General features: G+C 71.2%; 14 protein-coding genes and 1 pseudogene. 11 read left to right on the top strand and 4 right to left on the bottom strand.

The features are described 5' to 3' along the window. Positions 1 to 39: 39 nt before the first annotated feature. Positions 40 to 1,650, bottom strand: a complete 1,611-nt coding sequence (locus ACQEWB_RS02365; RefSeq protein ID WP_432826469.1) for an acyl-CoA synthetase — start codon at positions 1,648 to 1,650, stop codon at positions 40 to 42. Between the two features lie 189 nt (positions 1,651 to 1,839). On the opposite strand from ACQEWB_RS02365, the gene ACQEWB_RS02360 reads away from it, so the two are divergent. The 8 genes and pseudogenes from ACQEWB_RS02360 to ACQEWB_RS02325 all read left to right on the top strand — a co-directional run bounded on the left by ACQEWB_RS02360 (position 1,840) and on the right by ACQEWB_RS02325 (position 10,851). Then, complete coding sequence (locus ACQEWB_RS02360; protein ID WP_432826467.1) at positions 1,840 to 2,640, top strand: crotonase/enoyl-CoA hydratase family protein; 801 nt, start codon at positions 1,840 to 1,842, stop codon at positions 2,638 to 2,640. Positions 2,641 to 2,661: 21 nt separating this feature from the next. Beyond that, the gene (locus tag ACQEWB_RS02355; protein WP_432826465.1) at positions 2,662 to 3,603 is read left to right on the top strand and encodes a Zn-ribbon domain-containing OB-fold protein; all 942 of its coding nucleotides are present in this window, start codon (positions 2,662 to 2,664) and stop codon (positions 3,601 to 3,603) included. Then, positions 3,600 to 4,648 (top strand): annotated as a pseudogene (locus ACQEWB_RS02350) (thiolase domain-containing protein). The gene ACQEWB_RS02355 and the pseudogene ACQEWB_RS02350 overlap by 4 nt, the downstream one beginning before the upstream one ends. Further along, positions 4,645 to 5,811, top strand: coding sequence for a thiolase domain-containing protein (locus ACQEWB_RS02345; RefSeq protein WP_432826463.1), 1,167 nt, complete (start codon positions 4,645 to 4,647; stop codon positions 5,809 to 5,811). Before ACQEWB_RS02350 ends, ACQEWB_RS02345 begins: the two are co-directional and overlap by 4 nt. A gap of 93 nt (positions 5,812 to 5,904) precedes the next feature. Beyond that, positions 5,905 to 6,147: a DUF397 domain-containing protein gene (locus tag ACQEWB_RS02340; RefSeq protein ID WP_123962873.1), complete on the top strand. Its 243-nt coding sequence runs from the start codon at positions 5,905 to 5,907 to the stop codon at positions 6,145 to 6,147. 116 nt (positions 6,148 to 6,263) lie between these two features. Continuing rightward, positions 6,264 to 7,169: a universal stress protein gene (locus ACQEWB_RS02335; protein WP_432826461.1), complete on the top strand. Its 906-nt coding sequence runs from the start codon at positions 6,264 to 6,266 to the stop codon at positions 7,167 to 7,169. A 184-nt stretch (positions 7,170 to 7,353) separates the two neighbouring features. Then, on the top strand, positions 7,354 to 10,236 hold the full coding sequence (locus tag ACQEWB_RS02330) for an AAA family ATPase (RefSeq protein ID WP_432826459.1): 2,883 nt from the start codon (positions 7,354 to 7,356) through the stop codon (positions 10,234 to 10,236). A 117-nt stretch (positions 10,237 to 10,353) separates the two neighbouring features. Beyond that, complete coding sequence (locus ACQEWB_RS02325) at positions 10,354 to 10,851, top strand: hypothetical protein (protein ID WP_432826457.1); 498 nt, start codon at positions 10,354 to 10,356, stop codon at positions 10,849 to 10,851. Between the two features lie 6 nt (positions 10,852 to 10,857). On the opposite strand, the gene ACQEWB_RS02320 is transcribed toward ACQEWB_RS02325, so the two are convergent. Together ACQEWB_RS02320 and ACQEWB_RS02315 are read right to left on the bottom strand one after the other, a co-directional pair. Beyond that, positions 10,858 to 12,837, bottom strand: a complete 1,980-nt coding sequence (locus ACQEWB_RS02320; RefSeq protein WP_432826455.1) for an N-acetylmuramoyl-L-alanine amidase — start codon at positions 12,835 to 12,837, stop codon at positions 10,858 to 10,860. Between the two features lie 285 nt (positions 12,838 to 13,122). After that, positions 13,123 to 14,265 carry an aminoglycoside phosphotransferase family protein gene (locus ACQEWB_RS02315; protein WP_432826453.1) on the bottom strand — a complete coding sequence of 381 codons (1,143 nt, stop codon included), beginning with the start codon at positions 14,263 to 14,265 and terminating at the stop codon, positions 13,123 to 13,125. A gap of 247 nt (positions 14,266 to 14,512) precedes the next feature. Here ACQEWB_RS02315 and ACQEWB_RS02310 point away from each other — a divergent pair, with 247 nt between their 5' ends. Beyond that, positions 14,513 to 16,006: a DNA-binding protein NsdB gene (locus ACQEWB_RS02310; RefSeq protein ID WP_432826451.1), complete on the top strand. Its 1,494-nt coding sequence runs from the start codon at positions 14,513 to 14,515 to the stop codon at positions 16,004 to 16,006. A 72-nt stretch (positions 16,007 to 16,078) separates the two neighbouring features. On the opposite strand, the gene ACQEWB_RS02305 is transcribed toward ACQEWB_RS02310, so the two are convergent. Further along, positions 16,079 to 17,506 (bottom strand): PP2C family protein-serine/threonine phosphatase, encoded by a 1,428-nt coding sequence (locus ACQEWB_RS02305; protein ID WP_432826449.1) that lies wholly within the window; start codon positions 17,504 to 17,506, stop codon positions 16,079 to 16,081. A 517-nt stretch (positions 17,507 to 18,023) separates the two neighbouring features. Between ACQEWB_RS02305 and ACQEWB_RS02300 the strand changes: the two genes are divergently transcribed. Together ACQEWB_RS02300 and ACQEWB_RS02295 are read left to right on the top strand one after the other, a co-directional pair. Continuing rightward, entirely contained in the window at positions 18,024 to 18,437 is a 414-nt protein-coding gene (locus tag ACQEWB_RS02300; RefSeq protein WP_432826447.1) for an SsgA family sporulation/cell division regulator, read from the top strand. Between the two features lie 139 nt (positions 18,438 to 18,576). Continuing rightward, the gene (locus tag ACQEWB_RS02295) at positions 18,577 to 20,601 is read left to right on the top strand and encodes a phosphocholine-specific phospholipase C (RefSeq protein ID WP_432826445.1); all 2,025 of its coding nucleotides are present in this window, start codon (positions 18,577 to 18,579) and stop codon (positions 20,599 to 20,601) included. Positions 20,602 to 20,639 lie beyond the last annotated feature (38 nt).

The following is a 20,639-nucleotide window of genomic DNA, read 5'->3' as shown; positions in this document are numbered from 1 at the left end:
CCCCGCTGCCCCGGCGGGGTCGTGTCCCTGCCGAGGCCCCTACCGGTCGGCGGCCGCCGCCACGTCCTTGGCCCACCGGTAGTCCGCCTTGCCGCTCGGCGACCGCCGTATCGCCTCGGCGATCACCAGCTGACGCGGGATCTTGTACCCGGCGAGATGGCTGCGGCAGTACGACTGGATGTCCGCCAGCGACGGACGTGCCGCACCCTCGCGCAGCTGCACGACCGCCGCCACATGGTTGCCCCACTTCGCGTCCGGCACCCCGGCCACCAGCGCGTCGTACACGTCGGGATGCCCCTTGAGGGCCTGCTCGACCTCCTCCGGGTACACCTTCTCGCCCCCGGTGTTGATGCACTGCGAGCCCCGGCCGAGCACCGTGACGATGCCTTCGTCGTCCACCGTCGCCATGTCGCCGAGCAGGACCCACCGTCGGCCGTCCTTCTCGAAGAAGGTCTCGGCGGTCTTCTTCGCGTCGTTGTAGTAGCCGAGCGGGACGTGACCGCACTGCGCGACCCGGCCCACCTCGCCCACGGCGACCGGCTCGTACGTGGCCGGATCGACCACCTGGGTACGGGAGTTGACGCGGATCCGGAAGGTCTGCCCGGCGCCGGAGTCGGCCGTCGCCGTGCCGTTGAAGCCGGACTCGGACGAGCCGTAGTTGTTGAGCAGCATCGTGCCCGGCAGCAGCTCCTGGAACTGCCGGCGCACGGTCTCCGACATCACCGCGCCCGAGGACGACACGCTGAACATCGAGGAGCAGTCCGTGCCCTTCATGGGCCCGTTCAGCGCGTCGATCAGCGGCCGCAGCATCGCGTCGCCGACCAGCGACATGGCGGTGACCTTCTCCTTCTCGATCGTCCGCAGTACTTCCTCCGGTGCGAACTTCCGGTGCAGTACGACCCGTTGGCCGAAGTTGAACCCGATGAGGGAGGTGAGGGTCGAGGTGCCGTGCATCAGCGGGGGGGTGGGGAAGAAGGTGATGCCGGAGCCGCCGGCCGCGACCCGCTCGGCGAGCTCCTGCGGCTTCCTGACCGGCTCACCGGTCGGCGCGCCACCGCCCAACCCCGAGAAGAACAGGTCCTCCTGACGCCACATCACACCCTTGGGCATCCCGGTGGTCCCGCCGGTGTAGATGATGAACTGGTCGTCGCCCGACCGCACGGGGAACCCGCGTTCCGGCGAACCGCCCGCCTCCGCCTCGGTGAAGGGTACGGCGGCGGCTCCCTCGCCGTCGCCGCCGACCCGCACCAGGTGCCGCAGCTTCGGACACTGCGGCAGCGCGGCCGCCACCCGCCCGTCGAACTCCGCGTCGAAGACCAGGGCCACCAGATCGGCGTCCCGGTAGAGGTACACCAACTCGTCCTCTACGTAACGGTAGTTGACGTTGACCGGCACGATCCGCGCCTTCAGGCAGCCGAACACCGTCTGGAGGTACTCGATCCCGTTGTAGAGGTGCAGCCCGAGATGCTCGCCGGGGCGGATCCCGGCGTCGATCAGATGGTGGCCGATCCGGTTCGCCGCCGCGTCCAGCTCCGCGTACGTCAGCCGGCGTTCGGCCCCCGTGCCCGGATGGTCGACGTACACCAGGGCCTCGCGGTCGGGCACCACGTCGACTACCGACTCGAACAGGTCCGCAAGGTTGTACTCCACCGCTCCTCCTGACCCCGGCAGCCATGAACGAAGACAGACGCGCATCCATCGGTTCGCCGGTCATCAGAGCAAAGGGCACGGCAAGTGGGAAGGGTTCGCGCGAAGAAATCTGACTGTCTGTCAGAAAACTCTTGAAGTGCCTCCCCGGCTACTGCAACCTGTTCTCGTTCCAGGAGAGGGGAGACGGCAATGGGTGGGACGGAACACCTCACCGTGCGGCGCGAGGGCGCCACACTGGTGCTCACGCTCAACAGGCCCGAAGCCAAGAACGCGCTCTCGCTGTCGATGCTGGTCGGTCTGTACGACGGCTGGGTCGAGGCCGACGAGGACGACGAGGTCCGCTCGATCGTGCTGACCGGGGCGGGCGGTGCCTTCTGCGCCGGTATGGACCTCAAGGCCCTGGCCGGAAAGGGCATGGAGGGCGAGCACTACCGGGACCGCCTGAAGGCCGACCCGGACCTGCACTGGAAGGCGATGCTGCGCCACCATCGCCCCCGCAAACCGGTGATCGCCGCCGTCGAGGGCTACTGCGTGGCGGGCGGCACGGAGATCCTCCAGGGCACCGACATCCGGGTGGCGGGGGAGTCGGCGACCTTCGGGTTGTTCGAGGTCAAGCGCGGACTGTTTCCCATCGGCGGTTCGACGGTCCGTCTGCAACGCCAGATCCCGCGCACCCACGCCCTGGAGATGCTGCTCACCGGGCGCCCCTACACCGCCCGCGAAGCCGCCGACGTCGGCCTGATCGGCCATGTCGTCCCCGACGGCACCGCTCTCGCGAAGGCCCTGGAGATCGCCGAACAGGTCAACAGCTGCGGCCCGTTGGCCGTCGAGGCCGTCAAGGCGTCCGTCTACGAGACGGCCGAGATGACGGAGACGGACGGCCTCGCCTCCGAACTCAAGCGCGGCTGGCCGATCTTCGACACCGCCGACGCCAAGGAGGGGGCCCGAGCCTTCGCGGAGAAGCGACCGCCCCAGTACAAGCGTGCCTGATCCTCGAAGGAGGCAGCCCCGATGCCCGAAGTCCTCAAAGCGCCGCTCGCCGTCGAGTTCCCCTTCACCCGCTCCCTCGGCCCCGTCCAGAGCGCCTTCCTCACCGGCCTGCGCGAGCAGGTCGTGCTCGGGGTGAAGACCCGCGACGGCCGCGTCCTCGTCCCACCCGTCGAGTACGACCCCGTCACCGCCGAGGAGATACGCGACCTCGTCGAGGTCGCCCCCACCGGCACGGTCACCACCTGGGCCTGGAACCACGAACCCCGCCGCGGCCAGCCCCTCGACACCCCCTTCGCCTGGGTCCTGGTCCGCCTCGACGGCGCCGACACCGCCCTCCTGCACGCCCTCGACGCCGAAGGCCCCGACGCCGTACGGACCGGAATGCGCGTCCGGGTCCGCTGGGCCGGGGAACGCTCCGGCGCCATCACCGACATCGCCTGCTTCGAGCCGTACGACGGCGAAGCGGTCCAGCCGGAGGGCCACAGCGGCGAGTTCGCGGACGCGATCACCGGCATCGTGGCGCCTGCCCGGCTCGACTACACCTACTCGCCGGGCCGCGCCCAGTCCGCCTACATCCACGCCCTCGGCGACCGGCGGACGGTCGGCGAGCGCTGCCCCTCCTGCCGGAAGGTGTACGTGCCGCCGAGGGGCGCGTGCCCCACGTGTGGTGTCGCCACCGCGGAACAGGTCGAGGTGGGCCCGCGCGGGACGGTCACCACCTTCTGCATCGTCAACATCAAGGCGAAGAACCTCGACATCGAAGTGCCGTACGTGTACGCCCACATCGCCCTCGACGGCGCCGACCTCGCGCTGCACGGCCGGATCGGCGGCATCCCGTACGACCAGGTGCGCATGGGGCTGCGGGTCGAGGCCGTGTGGACCGACGGGGCCCGGTATCCCGACCACTACCGGCCGACCGGGGAGCCGGACGCGGAGTACGAGGCCTACAAGGAGCTGCTGTGATATGTGACATAGCACTGGTCGCCTTCGCCCAGACCGACCACCGGCGCACCACCGACGACCTCTCCGAGGTCGAGATGCTCATGCCGGTCCTGCACGACGTCCTCGGCCAGACCGGCCTCAAGACCGCCGACATCGGCTTCACCTGCTCCGGCTCCAGCGACTACCTGGCCGGCCGCGCCTTCTCCTTCACTCTCGCCCTCGACGGCGTCGGCGCCTGGCCGCCGATCTCCGAGTCGCACGTCGAGATGGACGGCGCCTGGGCCCTGTACGAGGCGTGGACGAAACTCCTCACCGGCGAGGCGGAGACCGCCCTCGTCTACTCCTACGGCAAGTCCTCACCCGGCTCCGTACGCGACGTCCTGACCCGCCAGCTCGACCCGTACTACGTGGCCCCGCTCTGGCCCGACTCCATCGCCCTGGCGGCCCTCCAGGCGCAGGCCCTCATCGACGCCGGCGAGACGGACGAGCCCGCTCTGGCCGCCGTCGGCGCCCGCAGCCGCGCGGACGCCACCGCCAACTCCCATGCCCAGCTGCGGGGTTCGGTACCACAGGGCGACTACCTCGTACGACCCCTCCGTACCGGTGACTGCCCGCCCATCGGCGACGGCGCCGCCGCCGTGATCCTTGCCGCGGGGACCGGGCCCGGGAGCTGTGCGAGCGGCCCGCCTGGATCCGGGGCATCGACCACCGCATCGAGGCGCACAGCCTCGGCGTGCGCGACCTGACCGACTCGCCGTCGGCCCGGCTGGCCGCCGAGAAGGCCGGTGCCTTCGAACGGCCCGTGGATCTCGCCGAGTTGCACGCTCCCTTCTCCTCGCAGGAGGTCGTGCTGCGCAAGGCGCTGCGGCTGGGCGACGAGGTGCGGGTGAACCCCTCGGGCGGGGCGCTCGCCGCCAACCCGATGATGGCCGCCGGACTGATCCGGCTCGGTGAGGCCGCCGCCGCGATCCACCGCGGCGAGTCCGACCGGGCGCTCGCCCACGCCACCTCCGGGCCCTGTCTGCAACAGAACCTGGTCGCCGTACTCGAAGGGGATCCGCGATGAGCAAGGAGCCCGTGGCCGTCGTAGGCATCGGCCAGACCAAGCACGTGGCGGCGCGCCGGGACGTCTCGATCGCCGGGCTCGTGCGGGAGGCGGCCGGGCGGGCGCTGGACGACGCCGAGTTGACGTGGGCCGACATCGACGCCGTCGTCATCGGCAAGGCGCCCGACTTCTTCGAGGGTGTCATGATGCCCGAGCTCTACCTCGCCGACGCGCTCGGCGCGGTCGGCAAGCCGATGCTGCGGGTGCACACCGCGGGCAGCGTCGGCGGCTCCACCACCCTTGTCGCCGCCAACCTGGTCGCGGCCCGCGTCCACGGCACCGTGCTGACCCTCGCCTTCGAGAAGCAGTCCGAGTCCAACGCCATGTGGGGGCTGTCCCTGCCGATCCCCTTCCAGCAGCCGCTGCTGGCCGGGGCCGGCGGGTTCTTCGCGCCGCACGTGCGCGCCTACATGCGGCGCACGGGCGCTCCCGACACCGTCGGCTCCCTGGTGGCGTACAAGGACCGGCGCAACGCGCTCAAGAATCCGTACGCGCATCTGCACGAGCACGACATCACCCTGGAGAAGGTCCAGGCCTCGCCCATGCTGTGGGACCCGATCCGGTACTCGGAGACCTGCCCGTCCTCCGACGGCGCCTGCGCGATGGTGCTGACGGACCGGGCGGGAGCGGCTCGGGCGCCCCGGCCGCCCGCCTGGATGCTGGGCGGGGCCATGCGGAGCGAGCCGACCCTCTTCGCCGGGAAGGACGCCGTGTCGCCGCAGGCAGGCAAGGACTGTGCCGCCGACGTGTACCGGCAGGCCGGCATCGCCGATCCGCGGCGGGACATCGACGCGGTCGAGATGTACGTGCCGTTCTCCTGGTACGAGCCCATGTGGCTGGAGAACCTCGGCTTCGCCGACGAGGGCGAGGGCTGGAAGCTCACCGAATCGGGGGTGACCGAGCTGGACGGTGATCTCCCGGTCAACATGTCGGGCGGGGTCCTGTCGACCAATCCGATCGGCGCCTCCGGCATGATCAGGTTCGCCGAGGCGGCCCTCCAGGCGCGCGGCCAGGCCGGAGAACACCAGGTGGAAGGGGCGCGCCGGGTCCTCGGACACGCCTACGGCGGCGGCTCGCAGTTCTTCTCCATGTGGCTCGTGGGCAGCGAACCCCCGGACTCGTGAGGGTCTCCGGAAAGGTCCCCCTCACGTGGCCTGTTGGCAACAGAAACCGATCGCTAGGCTGGCCGCGGACGACGAATCGGGAGGAGCACGGACGTGGCCGAGAGCACCATCCAGCAGCACCCGCTTGCGGGCTGGGACAAGCCTGAGCTGGACCTCAGCAGCGCCGACTGGCACTCGAGCAGCCGTGGCCTGGGGGATGTCCAGATCGCCTTTGTCGAGGGATTCATCGCGATGCGCAACAGCGGCCGCCCGGAAAGTCCTTCTCTGATCTTCACGCCCGCGGAATGGGGCGCGTTCGTGTCGGGGGCGCGGGAAGGGGAATTCGACCTGACGTGATCCGGAGGTGTCTCACCTGTTTTTCCGGACACGCGACCTTGAACGCCCCTCCGGGGCCGAAGCCTGAGCGAGGCTGACCCTGGGGGGAAGGTCGTATTCCGGAGGTGAGGAACCCCATGAACACCCTGCCGGTCATCGCTGCGGTCGACGGTTCGGACGACAGCCTGCGCGCACTGGACTGGGCCCTGGACGCCGCCCGCAGACGCGGGACGGCGCTGCGGGTGGTCCACGTACGGCAGTACGCCCCCTGGGTTCGGCCCGACGTCCTGGTCGCCGGGCCGCCGGACCTCGACGAGGACCCGGTGCTGGAGCAGGTGCGCGCCCATCTGGCGAGCGTGGCCGACCGGCCGGTCATGGAATACCTCGGTCTGGAGGGCGCTCCGGCCGCGATGGTGCCCGAACTGGGCTCCGCCGCCCAGCTGTTGGTGCTCGGCTCCCGGGGGCGCGGCGGCTTCGCCAGCCTGCTGCTCGGCTCCAACGGCATGGCTGCCGCGCGCGACGCCGAGTGCCCGGTGGTGATCGTGCCCCGGCCCGGCCGCGAGGTCCACGGCGACGACGTGCCGGCCGAGCCCGGCCCGCGCGTGGTCGTCGGCCTCCAGGTGGACGGTCCCGACGAGGCGACCCTCGACTTCGCCTTCGCCGAGGCCGCCCTCCGCGGCGCCCGCCTCCAGGTGGTGGCCGCCTACGCCTGGCCGCTGCAGAGCTGGGCCGCACCCGGCGAACTCGTGCCGATGATGATCGACCAGGACGCCGTCGAGAACGAGACCCGGACCCTCGCCGAGGGCTTCCTCGCCCCGCACCGCAAGAACCACCCCGACGTCCGCGCCGACGCACACGCGATGCCGGGCGACGCGGCCGGCCTGCTGGTCGCGGCCTCCAAGGACGCCGAACTGGTCGTCGTCGGCCGCCACCGCCGCCGCCTGCTCGCACCGGTCCGCATGATGGGCTCGGTCACTCAAGCGGTACTGCTGCACGCGGCGAGCCCGGTGGCGGTGGTTCCGCCGACGCCGGGGGAGGGGTGAAACGGCCCCACACCCTGCGGACCCGGCATCGTGAACAGCCCCGGAACACCACCTCGAACCAGGGTCGGTCAGTAATGGGCGAACCGGGTCGCGCGACCTCGTCGAGGCGTACGCTGAGGTGCCTGTAGGTCACGGTGCGCGCTCGCTCCCCGCGTGGGCGTTCCACCGTGGCAGGGGGTACACCATGGTGCAGCGCATCGTTCGGAGCAGAAGGACGCTCTTCGAGCGTGAGAGCGAACTCGCCGCGGTCGACGAGGCGTTGGGGGAGCTCACCGGTCTGCGCATGGACGGGGCCGAGCCCTCCGACCGCCCGCGCGGCGCCCTGCTCGCGTTCGCCGGACGCGCCGGCATCGGGAAGACCACCCTCCTCGCCGAGGTCCGCCGCCGCGCCGCGACCAGGGGCTGCACCGTGCTGTCCGCCCGCGGCGGCGACCAGGAGCAGCGCGTCGCCTTCCATGTCGCCCGCCAGCTGCTGCAACCCCAGTTCGCCGGCGCCGCCGAGACGGATCTCCGTGCCTCGCTGGGCAGTTGGTACGACATCGTCGGCCCCGCCCTCGGCCTGTGCGCCCCCACCGCCGGCGCCCCGCCCGACCAACAGGGCCTGCGCGACGGCCTGGACTGGGTGCTCACCCATCTCGCCGCGCTGCGCGCCCCGATGGTGCTGGTGCTGGACGACGCCCACTGGGCCGATCCCGAATCCCTGCGCTGGCTCGCCGCGTTCGCACCGCGGGCCGAACAGCTCCCGCTGCTGGTCGTCGTCGCCTATCGGCCCGACGAACTCCCGGACCACGCCGAGTCGTTCAGGGGCCTGCCCGGCCGGGCAGGCGGCCGACCCCTCGACCTGGAGCCGCTCAGCGCCGTCGCCGTCGCCCGGCTCGTCCGCGAGACGCTCGGCGCCCACGCGGACGACGCGTTCTGCCGCGAATGCTGGGCCGTCACCGCCGGAAGCCCCTTCGAGACCGTCGAGTTGATCGCCAAGGTGCGCGACCGCGGCGTCTCCCCGACCGAGGCGGGAGCCCATCTGCTGCGCGACCTGGCCGCCGCGGTCAAGGGCAGCGGCCTCATCGCCCGCCTCGAACGCCTCGGCACCTCCACCGTCCGCTTCGCCTGGGCCTGCGCCGTCCTCGGCACCGAGATCCATCCCCTGCTGGCCGCCGCGGTCGCCGGCCTCGGCCACGAGGAGGCCGCCGACGCGGCCGACGCCCTGCGCGGCGCCCGTGTCCTCACCGGCGCCGACACCCTGGAGTTCGTCCACCCGCTGATCGCCACCGCCGTCTACCGGGCCATCCCGCCCGCCACCCGGGTCGCCCTGCACGGACAGGCCGCCTGGTGCGTGATCAACGACGGCCAGGGCCCCTCAGCCGCCGGCCGCCACCTCCTCGAGACCCACCCCGACGGAGACAACTGGGTCGTGCAGCAACTGCGCGCCGCCGCCGAGGAGACCCTCCGGGCGGGCGCACCCGACGCCGCCCGCAGCTACCTCGCCCGTGCCCTGCGCGAACCCCCGCCCTTCGAGGACCGGGCCGCCGTCCTCTACGAACTCGGCTCGGCCTCCCTGCTAACCGAACCGGCGACCACCGTCAACCACCTCCGCGCCGCCCTCGAAGAACCCATCGCCGACGCCGGCCTGCGCCAGCACATCGTCTACCGGCTCTCCCAGGTCCTCGCCCACAGCGACCGCCTCGCCGAGGCCTCCGACACCCTCGCCCGCGAGATCCCCGTCACCGAGGACGCCCGGGTCAGGCTGCGCATGGTCGCCGAACAGTTCATGTGGGACGCCTTCCGCGCCGACGAACCCGACCACCCCTCCCGCAGCCGCCGCCTCACCAAACTCGCCGACCGCCTCAAGGGCCGCGACCTCACCGAGCGCTACATCATCGGCCTGCGCACCTGGGACGCGGTGCTGCGCGGCGAACCCGCCCACGTCGCCCTCCACCACGCCGAACGCGCCCTCGCCGGCGGCCTCGGCTGGGCCGAGCCCGACCGCGGCTTCGAGGTACCCGTCCTGGTCGCGCTGGCCTTCATGTACGCCGACCGCCCGGGCCGGACCGAGGAACTCTTCGCGGCCGGCATCGCCGACTTCGAACGACAGGGCTGGCGCGGCGCCCACCTCTCCTTCGCCTACACGCTCCTCGCCTACGTCCGCTACCGCCGCGGCCGCCTCGCGGAGGCCGAGGACTTCGTCCGCGCCGGACTCAGGCTCGCCGAACGCGTCGGCCCCGGCACCCCCGCCCACTGGTACGCGGTCGGCATCCTCATCGAGGTCCTCCTGGCCCGCGGCCGCGTGACCGAAGCCGCGCAGACCGCCGAGGACTACTCCTTCTGCGCCCCCTTCCCGGCCGCCGTCGTCTTCCCCGACGCGCAGACCGTGCACGGCGAGCTCCTGCTGGCCCGCGGCCTCACCAAGGAAGCGACCGAGGAACTCTCCGCCGCCGGCCGCCGCCTCGACCCACGCGGCATCCGCAACCCCGCCTGGTGCCCCTGGCAGCTCCACCTGGCCCGGGCCGAGGCCCACGAAACCCCCGAACGCGCGGTCACCACAGCCCTCGAAGCCCTCTCCCGCGCCCGCCAGTTCGGCACCCCGTCAGCCGTCGGCCAGGCCCTGCGCACAGCGGCCGAGGTCTCCTCGGGCTCGGCCCGCGCCAAGTTCCTGGAGGAGTCCGTAACCCACCTGGAACGCTCCCCGGCCGCCTACGAACTCGCCTGCTCCCTGGTGGCCCTCGGCACGGAACTCCGTCGTACCGGACGGCCCGGGGAGGCCGCCGAACACCTCTACCGGGGCCTCGACGCGGCGGTGCAGTGCGGAGCCGACGGCCTGGTCGATGCGGCCCGAGACGAACTCGCCGCGGCGGGCCTACGCCCCCGCCGCCTCCACAGCACGGAGACGGACACGCTGACGGCGCGGGAGCGCACGGTCGCCCACCTGGTCACGGAGGGGCACACGGAGTCGGAGATAGCGAGGCACCTACGCATCGACGAGCCCACGGTCGTACGCCTCCTGTCCGCGGTCTACCGAAAGGTGGGCACGGAGAGCACAGGTCTGGCGGCCGCATTGAAACCCACGTAGCGATGACCCACCTAGGGGCGCGGGGCTGTATCGACTTGCGGCTCCGCCGCGTGGGCGCGACAAGCCCTCGCCAACCCGCACCCGCAACACAACCCCCCGGCCCCGTACCATTGCGGCATGTCGTTCCTCCGCCGCCGCAGCGCAACCCCCGCCGGTCCAGACTTCGACGTCCTGGCCATGGACCCGGGCGACTGGCCCGGCAACCTCGGCGCCGGCCTCCTCCCCGCCCCCGACGGCTCCTGCCAGGGCGTCTTCCTGCGCTACGACCTCTTCGGCGGCCGCGGCCCCGCGATGATCATCGGCAACCTCCCCGAGGGCTCCCCGGCCCGCGAGGTCGCCGAGGGCGAGATCCCCTTCGAGGTCGCCCAGCTGCTGCTCGCGCTGGAGAACGAGGAGGAGGTGACCGTCGTCGGCGTGGAGGACATGCCGGTGATGCAGGGCGACAACCTCATGATCGTGCGCCGCCTGAAGCTCTCCGAGAGCCGGATCTCCTGCGTCCAGTTCGACCGCAGCGACAACGTGCTGGTCACCATCGCCGCCTGGGACCGCCCCATCACCGACGACCTGTACGCCCTGCTGAAGCCGCTCCCGGCGGAGCTTTTCCAGCAGGGCTGATCCGGTCTAGGACACCGACGGCAGCACCCGCACGTCAGCGGCGCGCACGAACTCCACCCGGTGCCCGTACTGGATCTCGTAGTACAGGTCCTTGCCGACCACGACCCTGTGCGAGTCGGTGGTGAAGGTGACCGCGTAGTAGTACTCGCCGGGCACCTTGCCACCGACCACGTAGCGCTGACCCGCCGGGAGCGTGTACGGCAACGGGGACACCGCCTGCACGGGCACTCCCGTCGGGTACGCCGAGGCCTCCGGGTAAGCGCGCCCGTACACCGGAACGCTCTCCAGACCCGCCTTGGGCGTCACCACCAGGCCCTTCGCGGAGACCGCCGTCGGGTCGTTCTTCGGGTTGCGGAACCAGGCCTTCTGGCCGAGGTACCAGATCGCCGTCCAGCCTTTGTAGGTGCCGGCGACCGCGTACTGCTGACCGGTCGAGGCCCGCGAGCCCACGTCGTTCACGTCGATCGTCGAGTCGGCGCCCTTGTGCAGGCCGACGTCCTTGATCAGGGCCGAGCTCTCGTCGTGGTCGGAGTACAGCCGCACCTCGCTCGAACCGTGGGCCGCGCACGGCTCGCCACCGGTGACGCAGCCCGTGTACGTCGGCTGGTTCGTCGCGTAGTCCGGCAGGATCGTCACCAGCCCGCCCTTCTTGCCGGCGGTGCGCTCGAAGGGGTGGCCCAGCAGTTCGAAGTAGTGCCGCCAGTCCCAGTAGGGGCCGGGGTCGGTGTGCATGCCCGGGACGGTCGACGTCGTGGGGCCCGGGACGTTGTCGTGGCCCAGGATGTGCTGCCGGTCGAGCGGGATGCGGTACTTCGCGGCCAGGTACCGCACCAGCCGCGCCGAGGACCGGTACATCGCCTCCGTGTACCAGGCGTCCGGCGCCGCGAGGAAGCCCTCGTGCTCCAGGCCGATCGACTTGGCGTTGACGTACCAGTTCCCCGCGTGCCAGGCCACGTCCTTGGCCTTCACGTGCTGGGCGATCAGACCGTCCGTGGAGCGCAGGGTGTAGTTCCACGACACATAGGTGGGGTCCTGGACCAGCTTCAGTACGCCGTCCCAGGCGCCCTCCGTGTCATGGATGACGATGTACTTGATGCTCTGCGAGGCCGGCCGGTCGCCCAGGTCGTGGTTGCCGTAGTCGTTGTCCCCGAACTCCTCGTAGGGCGCCGGGATCCACTCGCAGGACACCGACTTCGGACACTCGGTGCCGTCGGCGGAGACCGTACGCAGACCGGCCCCCTTGATCTGCGCGGTGTCCGGGGCGAGGCCCGGCTGGGCGGCCAGGGCGACCTGCTGGCCGGCGTCGGTGGTGCGCTCCTCGCCGGTGCGCAGGACGTCGTAGACATCGTTGGCATAGACCGCCGCGGTCGCCGTGTCGTCCGCACCCGAGAAGCGGGCCACCGCCCCGTACCAGTCCGCCGGGTCGTCGCTCAGCGGTTCGCCCAGGTCCTTCTGCGCGGCGGCGAGGAGTGCCGCACCGCCCGCCACGTTGGCGGTCTCGTCGGTACGCAGCTGCTCCGCCGGGATCCCGGTCAGCTCGGCCGCCTTCGGCAAGGTCTTGAGGCGGGCCGGGAGCTGGGAGTCCGTCGGCACCTTGGTGTCGGGGTGCAGGGCCGCGCGGGCGCCGTCGCCGCGGGCGTCCTCCGTGCCCTCGCTGTGGTGCGAGGCGGCGGTGGCGAGCGCGGTGCGGGCGTCGGTGAGGTGCATGGGACCGTAACCGCCGGTCACGCTCGGCGCGCCCGCGTGACCGTCCCAGCGGGACTGGAGATAGGAGACGCCGAGGAGAACACTCTGCGGCACGTGGTACTCGGCGGCCGCGGCGGCGAACGCCCGCTGGAGTGAGCTCGCGGAGGACCCGGCGGTGTTCGCGGCCGGGGCCGCGCCGAGCAAGGGAAGCAGCAGGGCCGCCGAGGCGAGGGCGCCGGCGGTGCGGCGGGTGCGTCTGTGGCCGGGGGCGGACGTGGGGGCGGTGGCGGATCCTCGCAATGCAGCCTCCAGGGACGGACGAGCGTGGCGGGGCGTGCGGGGCCGTGCGGTGGGTCAGTGGTACCGGCTGGCCGACGATCCGTCAATCATGCCCAGAGACAGGCGATTTCCCATGTCAACACGAGGATGGAGGAGTTTCGTGGCGGCGGCTTTCGGGCCTGCGGGGCGTCAGTGGCGTACACCAATGGCCCGTGCAACGACGCAGGTACGAGGAGATACAGGAGCCCGGACATACGAAGGTCCGCGGTGCGCCGCCGTTCTGGCGCACCGCGGACCTTCGCCCCCTCAGCGAGTACCGACCGCCGCGCGTACGGCCCGGCGGGCCAGCTGGCAGTCGTCGTGCAGCCGCCTCAGCAGCAGCCGCTGTTCCTCGCCGGACGGCGCAGCACCCTGGTGGGCCACTCCCGGTGCCGCCGGGGTCGAGTCGTGCATCGAACGCTGCACGGCCGTCTCGTAGGTACGGATCTCGCGGGTCAGCACGAGCATCAGGTTCACCAGGAACGCGTCGCGGGAGGCCGGGCCCGCCGACTGGGCGATCTGGCTGATCTGACGGCGGGCCACCGGGGCGTCCCCGAGGACCGACCACAGCGTCGCCAGGTCGTAGCCCGGCAGGTACCAGCCCGCGTGCTCCCAGTCCACCAGCACTGGACCGGCCGGTGAGAGCAGGATGTTCGAGAGCAGCGCGTCGCCGTGGCAGAACTGGCCCATGCCGTGCCGGCCCGCGGTCGCCGCGATGCCGTGCAGCAGCTTCTGGAGGTCGCCCATGTCCCGGTCGGTGAGCAGACCCAGCTCGTGGTACCGGGAGATCCGGGACGCGTAGTCCAGCGGGGCGTCGAAGGTGCCGGCCGGCGGCCGCCAGGCGTTCAGCCGGCAGATCGCGCCCAGCGCCGCCCTGATGTCGGCGCGCGGCGGGGCCTCGGCCGGGTGCCGCTGGAGCGCCGCCACCCGTCCCGGCATCCGCTCGATGACCAGGGTGCAGTTGTCCGGATCCGCCGCGATCAGCCTCGGCACCCGCACCGGAGGGCGGTGCCGGACGAACGAGCGGTAGGCCGCTATTTCATGGCGGATCCGCTCGGACCACACCGGGGAGTGGTCCAGTAAACACTTGGCGACGGCCGTGCTGCGCCCGGTCGTACCGACCAGGAGCACGGACCGTCCGCTGCGGCGCAGCACCTGGACCGGAGCGAACTCCGGACAGATCCGGTGCACCGACGCGATGGCCGTGCGCAGTTGGGCGCCCTGAGGGCCGGACAAGTCGAGTCTCCCGCTGAGCGGTTGGGTGCCGAGCCCCGGAACGCGCCGGGTCCGGCCCGCACCGAGCACGGGAGCGGCCGCGGGACGCGCGGGGTCGAGGTATGGGCCGCTGCCGCCCGGGCGGGGGTGCAGCGACCGGGGCGGGGCGGACACGGAGGACGATGCTGCGTACATGGGCGAAACAGATCCCTTCGTGTGCCTGCGACGTCAGTGCGCTACCCGGCCCGGCCCCCTCGGGAGCACCCTGGGGAATGGTCCCGTTCCTTCGAAAAAGGCGACCGGGTCGGGGTGGCGCGTTCCTACCTGACACCCGATGACCAGTGGCACACCATCTGGCGCACCCTGGCGAAGCCTGGCGAATAGTCCCGCGGCAACTCTCCCGGAGCTACTGTCAACTCAGCCGAGAACCTGGGGGCTTGACGTGAGCGGACAACCCAACACCCGACTCTCGGACCTGTTCGGTATGGCCGGCTGGTCCAAGGGGGAACTCGCGAGGCTGGTCAACCGGCAGGCGGCGGCCATGGGCCACCCCCAGCTGTCGACCGACACCTCCCGGGTGCGGCGTTGGATCGACATGGGGGAGATCCCCCGCGATCCGGTGCCGCGGGTGCTGGCGGCTCTGTTCACCGAGCGTCTCGGCCGTGTCGTGACCATAGAGGACCTCGGTCTGGTCCGGCACGGGCGTACGGGGAAACGGCAGGACGCCGGGAGTGTGGAACATCCCGACGGTGTGCCGTGGGCGCCCGAGCGGACAGCTGCGGTCCTCACCGAATTCACGGGAATGGACCTCATGCTCAACCGACGCGGCTTGGTGGGCGCGGGTGCCGCGCTCGCCGCGGGATCCGCACTCAGCAGCGCAATGTACGACTGGCTGCACACCGACCCGACTCTCTCCGCCGATGCCCCCCAGTTCGAAGACCCCCTGCACGCCGACCCCGCTGGGTTCGACCGTTACGAGGCCGCCCCCATCGGGTCGCAGGAGATCGAGGAACTGGAGCGCTCGGTGGAGGTGTTCCGGGCCTGGGACGCGGCCCGCGGCGGCGGGTTGCAACGCAAGGCGGTCGTAGGCCAGCTCAACGAAGTGGGCGGCATGCTCGCCTACCGACACCCCGACCATCTCCAGCGGCGCCTGTGGGGCGTCGCCGCCAACCTCGCCGTCCTCGCGGGCTGGATGTCGCACGACGTCGGCCTCGAACCCACGGCCCAGAAGTACTTCGTCATCGCCGCCCACGCGGCCCGAGAGGGCGGCGACCGGCCTCGTGCGGGGGAGGCGCTCTCCCGGGCGGCTCGCCAGATGGTGCACCTGGGCCGGCCCGACGACGCACTCGACCTCATGAAGCTCGCCAAGTCCGGCTCCGGCGAAGAGGTGCTGCCGCGCACCCGCGCCATGCTGTACACCATCGAGGCCTGGGCACAGGCCTCCATGGGCAAGGGCCAGGCGATGCGCCGCACCCTCGGCCAGGCGGAGGACCTCTTCGTCTCCGACCGGGGCGACGTACCGCCGCCGAGCTGGATGCAGATGTTCAAGGAGGAGGACCTGTACGGCATGCAGGCCCTGGCCTACCGCACGCTGGCCGAGCACGAGCCGGGAGCGGCCGCGCACGCCCAGCACTACGCGGAGAAGGCCCTGGCCCTGCGGGTCGACGGACGCCAGCGGTCGAAGATCTTCGACTTCCTGTCCATGGCCTCCGCCTGCTTCATCGCCGACGACCCCGAACAGGCGGACCGGTACGCACGTCTGGCCCTGATGTCGATGGGATCCAACTCCTCCCACCGCACCTGGGACCGGCTGCGCCAGATGTACCGGCTCACCGCCGAGTACTCCAGCTATCCGAAGATCCACGAGCTGCGGGAGGAGATCAAACTGGCGCTGCCCAAGCCGACGTCGAAGGGTGGCAGGAGCGCACGCGCATAGGGGGCTCGTGCGGCTGTCGTCGCTTCACCCGGGGTTGCCCGCGGGGTCAGCCGCTCGCACGGGGTGACTCGCTCACACCACCCTGGCGACGAGCACGCAGGCGTCGTCCTCGCGCTCGGCCTCGCCGAACTCCTCCACGACCATCCGCACGCAGTCCTGTGCGGTCCGCGCCGTAGCGAAGCGCGGGGCCAGGTCGAGGAGCCGGTTCGCCGCTTCCGTGCGGCCACGCCTGGGCACCAGCCCGTCCGTGTGCAGCAGGAGGAGGTCGCCCGCCTCGAGGGTCTCGTGGACCTGCTCGTAGGTGGCGCCCGAGGTCGCGCCCAGCAGGACGCCGTCCGCCGCGTGCAGCCTGCGCCCCGTCCCGCCGCGGAACAGCAGCGGGGCGGGGTGTCCGGCCTGCGCCCAGGTCAGCGTGCGGGTCTCCGGCCGGTAGCGGCAGCAGACGGCGCTGCCCAGGGCCGGTTGCACGGTGGCGTCGAGTAACTGGTTGAGCAGCGACAGCAGTTGACCGGGCTCGGTGCCGGCCATCGCCATGCCCCGCAGGGCGCCGAGCAGCATCGCCATGCCCGAGGTGACGGCTACACCGTGTCCGGTCAGGTCACCGACGCTCAACAGGGTCTGTCCGTCGGACAGTTCGAGCGCGTCGTACCAGTCGCCGCCGATGAGCGCGCTCGTCGACGACGGCAGATAGTGCGCCGCGAGGTCGAGGGACTCGGGGCCCTGGTGCGGGAGCCGCAGGGAGCCACGCCACGGCGGCAGCACGGCCTCCTGCAGCTCGACCGCGAGCCGGTGCTCGGTCTGCGCGCGGTGCTGGTGGCGCTGGAGCGAGTCACGGGTCTCGCTCACCGCCCTCTGGCTGCGGCGCAGTTCGCTGACGTCCCGCAGCACGGCCCACATCGAGGCGGTGCCGCCGTCGGCGTCGAGCACGGGCTCGCCCATCATGTGCACGGTCCGCACCTCGCCGTCCGGGCGCACGATGCGGAACTCGCCGTCGATGGGCTTGGCGTCGACGAGGCAGTCCGTGACCATCGCCGTCAGCTTCACCCGGTCCTCGTCCAGTACCAGGGACGGGAGTTCGTCGAGGGTCAGCGGGGGAGCGGTGGGGGTGCGGCCCAGGATCTGGTAGAGCTCGCCGGACCAACTCGCCTCGTCCGTGAGGAGGTTCCACTCCGCGCTGCCGACCCTGCTGAGCAGTGAGCCGCGGCGGGGAGCGGGGAGTACTGCGCGGGTGGCCGGCGCCGTCTCGACCTCCACCGGCGCGGGCGGCGGTCCGTCCCGCAGCTGCGCCAAGTGGGCGTCCAGGTCGTTGAGTTGATGCAGGGCGAGATCGCACAGCGCGCGCTGCCACCGCTCCTCGGGGTCCGAACCGTCGCCGTGCGCGTCCCGTCGTACGGCGTCCACGTCGCCCCTGAGCCGCCGCGTCTGCGATATCAGCGCATCGACCGAGCCGCGCCCTGGCGGCTGGGCGGCTGGGTGATCCGCAGAGAGGTGGGACGGCATGAGCACTCCGATGCGGGGACGGTTCGACCGGGGCTGAGGGCTTCAGGGACCGTTACGACTGTTGCACAGCCCGCGACGCCCTGTAAGTGATTTGGCAACACACGATCCGGTGGTGCTTCTGGCATATGTCAGCGTCTTCACGGAGTGGTCCGACTGCGCGCATCGCCTACGCGACCTCGTGGGTCAAGTCGTAGGTGAGGTACGTGACTTGGCGCATCGTAGCCGAGGTCGGACACTGGTTCAGCTGTGTGTTCGACGGGTGTTTGTTCTAGGGCGCTTGGTATGTGTAGATCGGGCCGATCCAGCGCTGACGGACGGGTCGGCGGGGTGGTGGGCCCGGGAGCGGGATCCGCGGGGGGTTCTTCCTCGTTCGTAAGCCCAAATCGCAAATGTTCCCTTCGCGGGTGATGCAGGTCACACAAAATGGAAAGCGCTTCCGCGTAATGCGAACGGTGTCTGCGGGGTCGTAACAGCATCGGCAATCGCGCCGACGTCCGACCAAACGGGGAGAACGACCATGGACATCACCCTCGAGCAGCCCGCGCGGGGCCGCCTGATCACTGCCGACGAGCAGGAGCTGCCCGCTCCGGCCACCTTGCGTTACGTCTCCACCGACCCGCTGGCCGTGCACCTCGACTTCCCACCCGACGTGTCACTCGACGGCACGGGCGTCACCTGGACCTTCGGCCGCGCCCTGCTGGAGGAGGGGCTGCGCGGGCCGGCCGGCGGCGGGGACGTGCACATCTGGCCGTGCGGCCGGGCCCGCACGGTTCTGGAGTTCCACTCGCCCTACGGACTGGCCCTGCTCCAGTTCGACACCGCGACGCTGCGCCGCTTCCTGCTGCGCACGTACGCGGTCGTGGCGGCGGGCGAGGAGGAGCTGGGTGACGCCGTCGACCGCGGGCTGAGCGCCCTGTTCGGCAACGTCTGAGCGCGATTCGCCCCACGGAGACCGGCTTTGACTTTTGTTCATCTCCGGGTCGTCCCGCAGGTATGGACCTTGACGATCACTCCGTGCAGCCTTGCGCGCGGTGTGCCGCAGGGGCACTCCTGTGACGAGGACGGGGCGAATGACACCGATCAGCCGAAGAGGCTTCGTTGGGCTCGGCGCCACCGTGGCGGCGGGCATGGCAGTGGGTGCCGGTACTCGTACCGCGGCCGCTGCCCAGAGCGCGGCGACCGGCACGATCTCCGACGTGAAGCACGTGGTGATCCTCATGCAGGAGAACCGCAGCTTCGACCACTACTTCGGGCGCCTCAAGGGCGTCCGCGGCTTCGACGACCGCAGCGGCATCACGCTCGGCGGCGGGTACTCCGTCTTCAACCAGCCCAGTGGCTCGGGCCGGCAGTACCCGTGGAAGCTCAGCGCCACCCCGGCCGCGGGCGGCAAGGACGGCGAGACCCTCGCCCAGTGCAATGGCGACCTGCCGCACTCCTGGTCCTCGCAGCACTCCGCGTGGAACAAGGGCCGTCTCGACAACTGGGTTTCGGGTGTGGGCAACGTGCGCTCGCTCGGCTACCTGGACCGCTCCGACATCCCCTTCCACTACGCGCTCGCGGACAACTACACCATCTGTGACGCCTACTTCTGCTCCACACTCAGCGCGACCGGCCCCAACCGCACCTACCTGTGGAGCGGCAAGGTCGACTCCGCCAGCTACGACGGCGGCGACGAGTCCGGCCTGACCTGGCAGAACTACGCCGAGGCGCTACAGGCCGCCGGAGTGACCTGGAAGGTCTACCAGAACGCCGCCGACAACTACGGCGACAACGGCTGCGCCTACTTCAAGAACTTCGCGAACGCCAAAGCGGGCAACCCGCTCTACGACCGGGGCATGTCGTCCGTCCCCAAGACGACCGGCTCGACCCCCGACGACATAGCCGCCGCGATCAAGGCGGACGTCCTCGCCGGAACCCTCCCGCAGGTCTCCTGGATCGTCCCCAACCAGGCCTTCTCCGAGCACCCCTACGCCCCGCCCGGCGACGGCGCCCACTTCGTCGGCCTCGTCTACCAGGCACTGGCCGCCGACCCGGACGTCTTCGACTCCACCGTCCTGTTCCTCAACTACGACGAGAACGACGGCTACTTCGACCACGTCCCGCCCCCTGCCCCGCCCGCGGGAACGGCCGGCGAGTTCCTGAGCGGAGTCCCGTACGGCTTCGGCTTCCGGGTCCCGATGGTCGTCATCTCGCCCTGGACGCGCGGTGGTTGGGTCTCCTCGGAGGTCTTCGAGCACACCTCGGTCCTGCGTTTCCTGGAGACCTGGACGGCCGCACTCGGCAAGCCCGCCAACTGCCCCAACATCAGCACCTGGCGCCGCAAGGTCAGCGGCGACCTGACCGGCGTCTTCGACTTCGCCAACCCGGTCTACGGCGCCGTGTCGCTGCCCGCGACGAGCGTCATCGGCTACGACACCTGCGGACCGCTGCCCAACCCGGTCCCCACGAACAACGCCCTGCCCGTCCAGGAGTCCGGCACCCGGCCCGCCCGCGCGCTGCCGTACCAGCCGAACGGCTATCTGGACCGGCTGGAGTTCGGCACCTCCGGCAAGATCCTCGCCTGGTTCGCCATGGCCAACCAGGGAGGCGCCGCCCAACGCGCCGCGCACCTCTCCATCCACCCCAACGCCTACCGTGACACCACACCGTGGCAGTACACGGTCGACCCGGGTGGCACGGCCTCCGACTACTTCAACATCGGCTCGGGGTACGGCGACGGCAAGTACGACCTCACCATGGTCGGCCCCAACCGATTCCTCCGCCGCTTCCAGGGCGATGCGACGAAGGCGGGCAAGTCGGTGGAGGTGAGCACCCGTTACGCAGTCGAGCCGGGTACGGGCAAGCTCGCGATCTACTTCAGGATGGTCAACTCCGGCTCCGCGTCGGTGAAGTTCACCATCACCGCCAACCACTATCGCGGCGACGGTCCGTGGACGTACACCGTCGCCGCGGGCGGTTCGACGGAGGACTTCTTCAACGCGGTGGCCTACCAGAGCGGTTGGTACGACTTCACTGTCACCGTCGACTCCGACACGACCTGGTCACGCCGGTTCACCGGGCACCTGGAGTCGGGCACGGCGAGCGTCAGCGGCTGATGTCGAGGGACCGGGGCGCGGCGGCCGTGGAGGACCGC

Source organism: Streptomyces sp. CA-249302, from assembly GCF_050936785.1.
Taxonomy (GTDB): Bacteria; Actinomycetota; Actinomycetes; order Streptomycetales; family Streptomycetaceae; genus Streptomyces.
The sequence above is the reverse complement of the archived record's forward strand: the minus strand, read 5'-3'. Positions and strand labels throughout refer to the sequence as shown.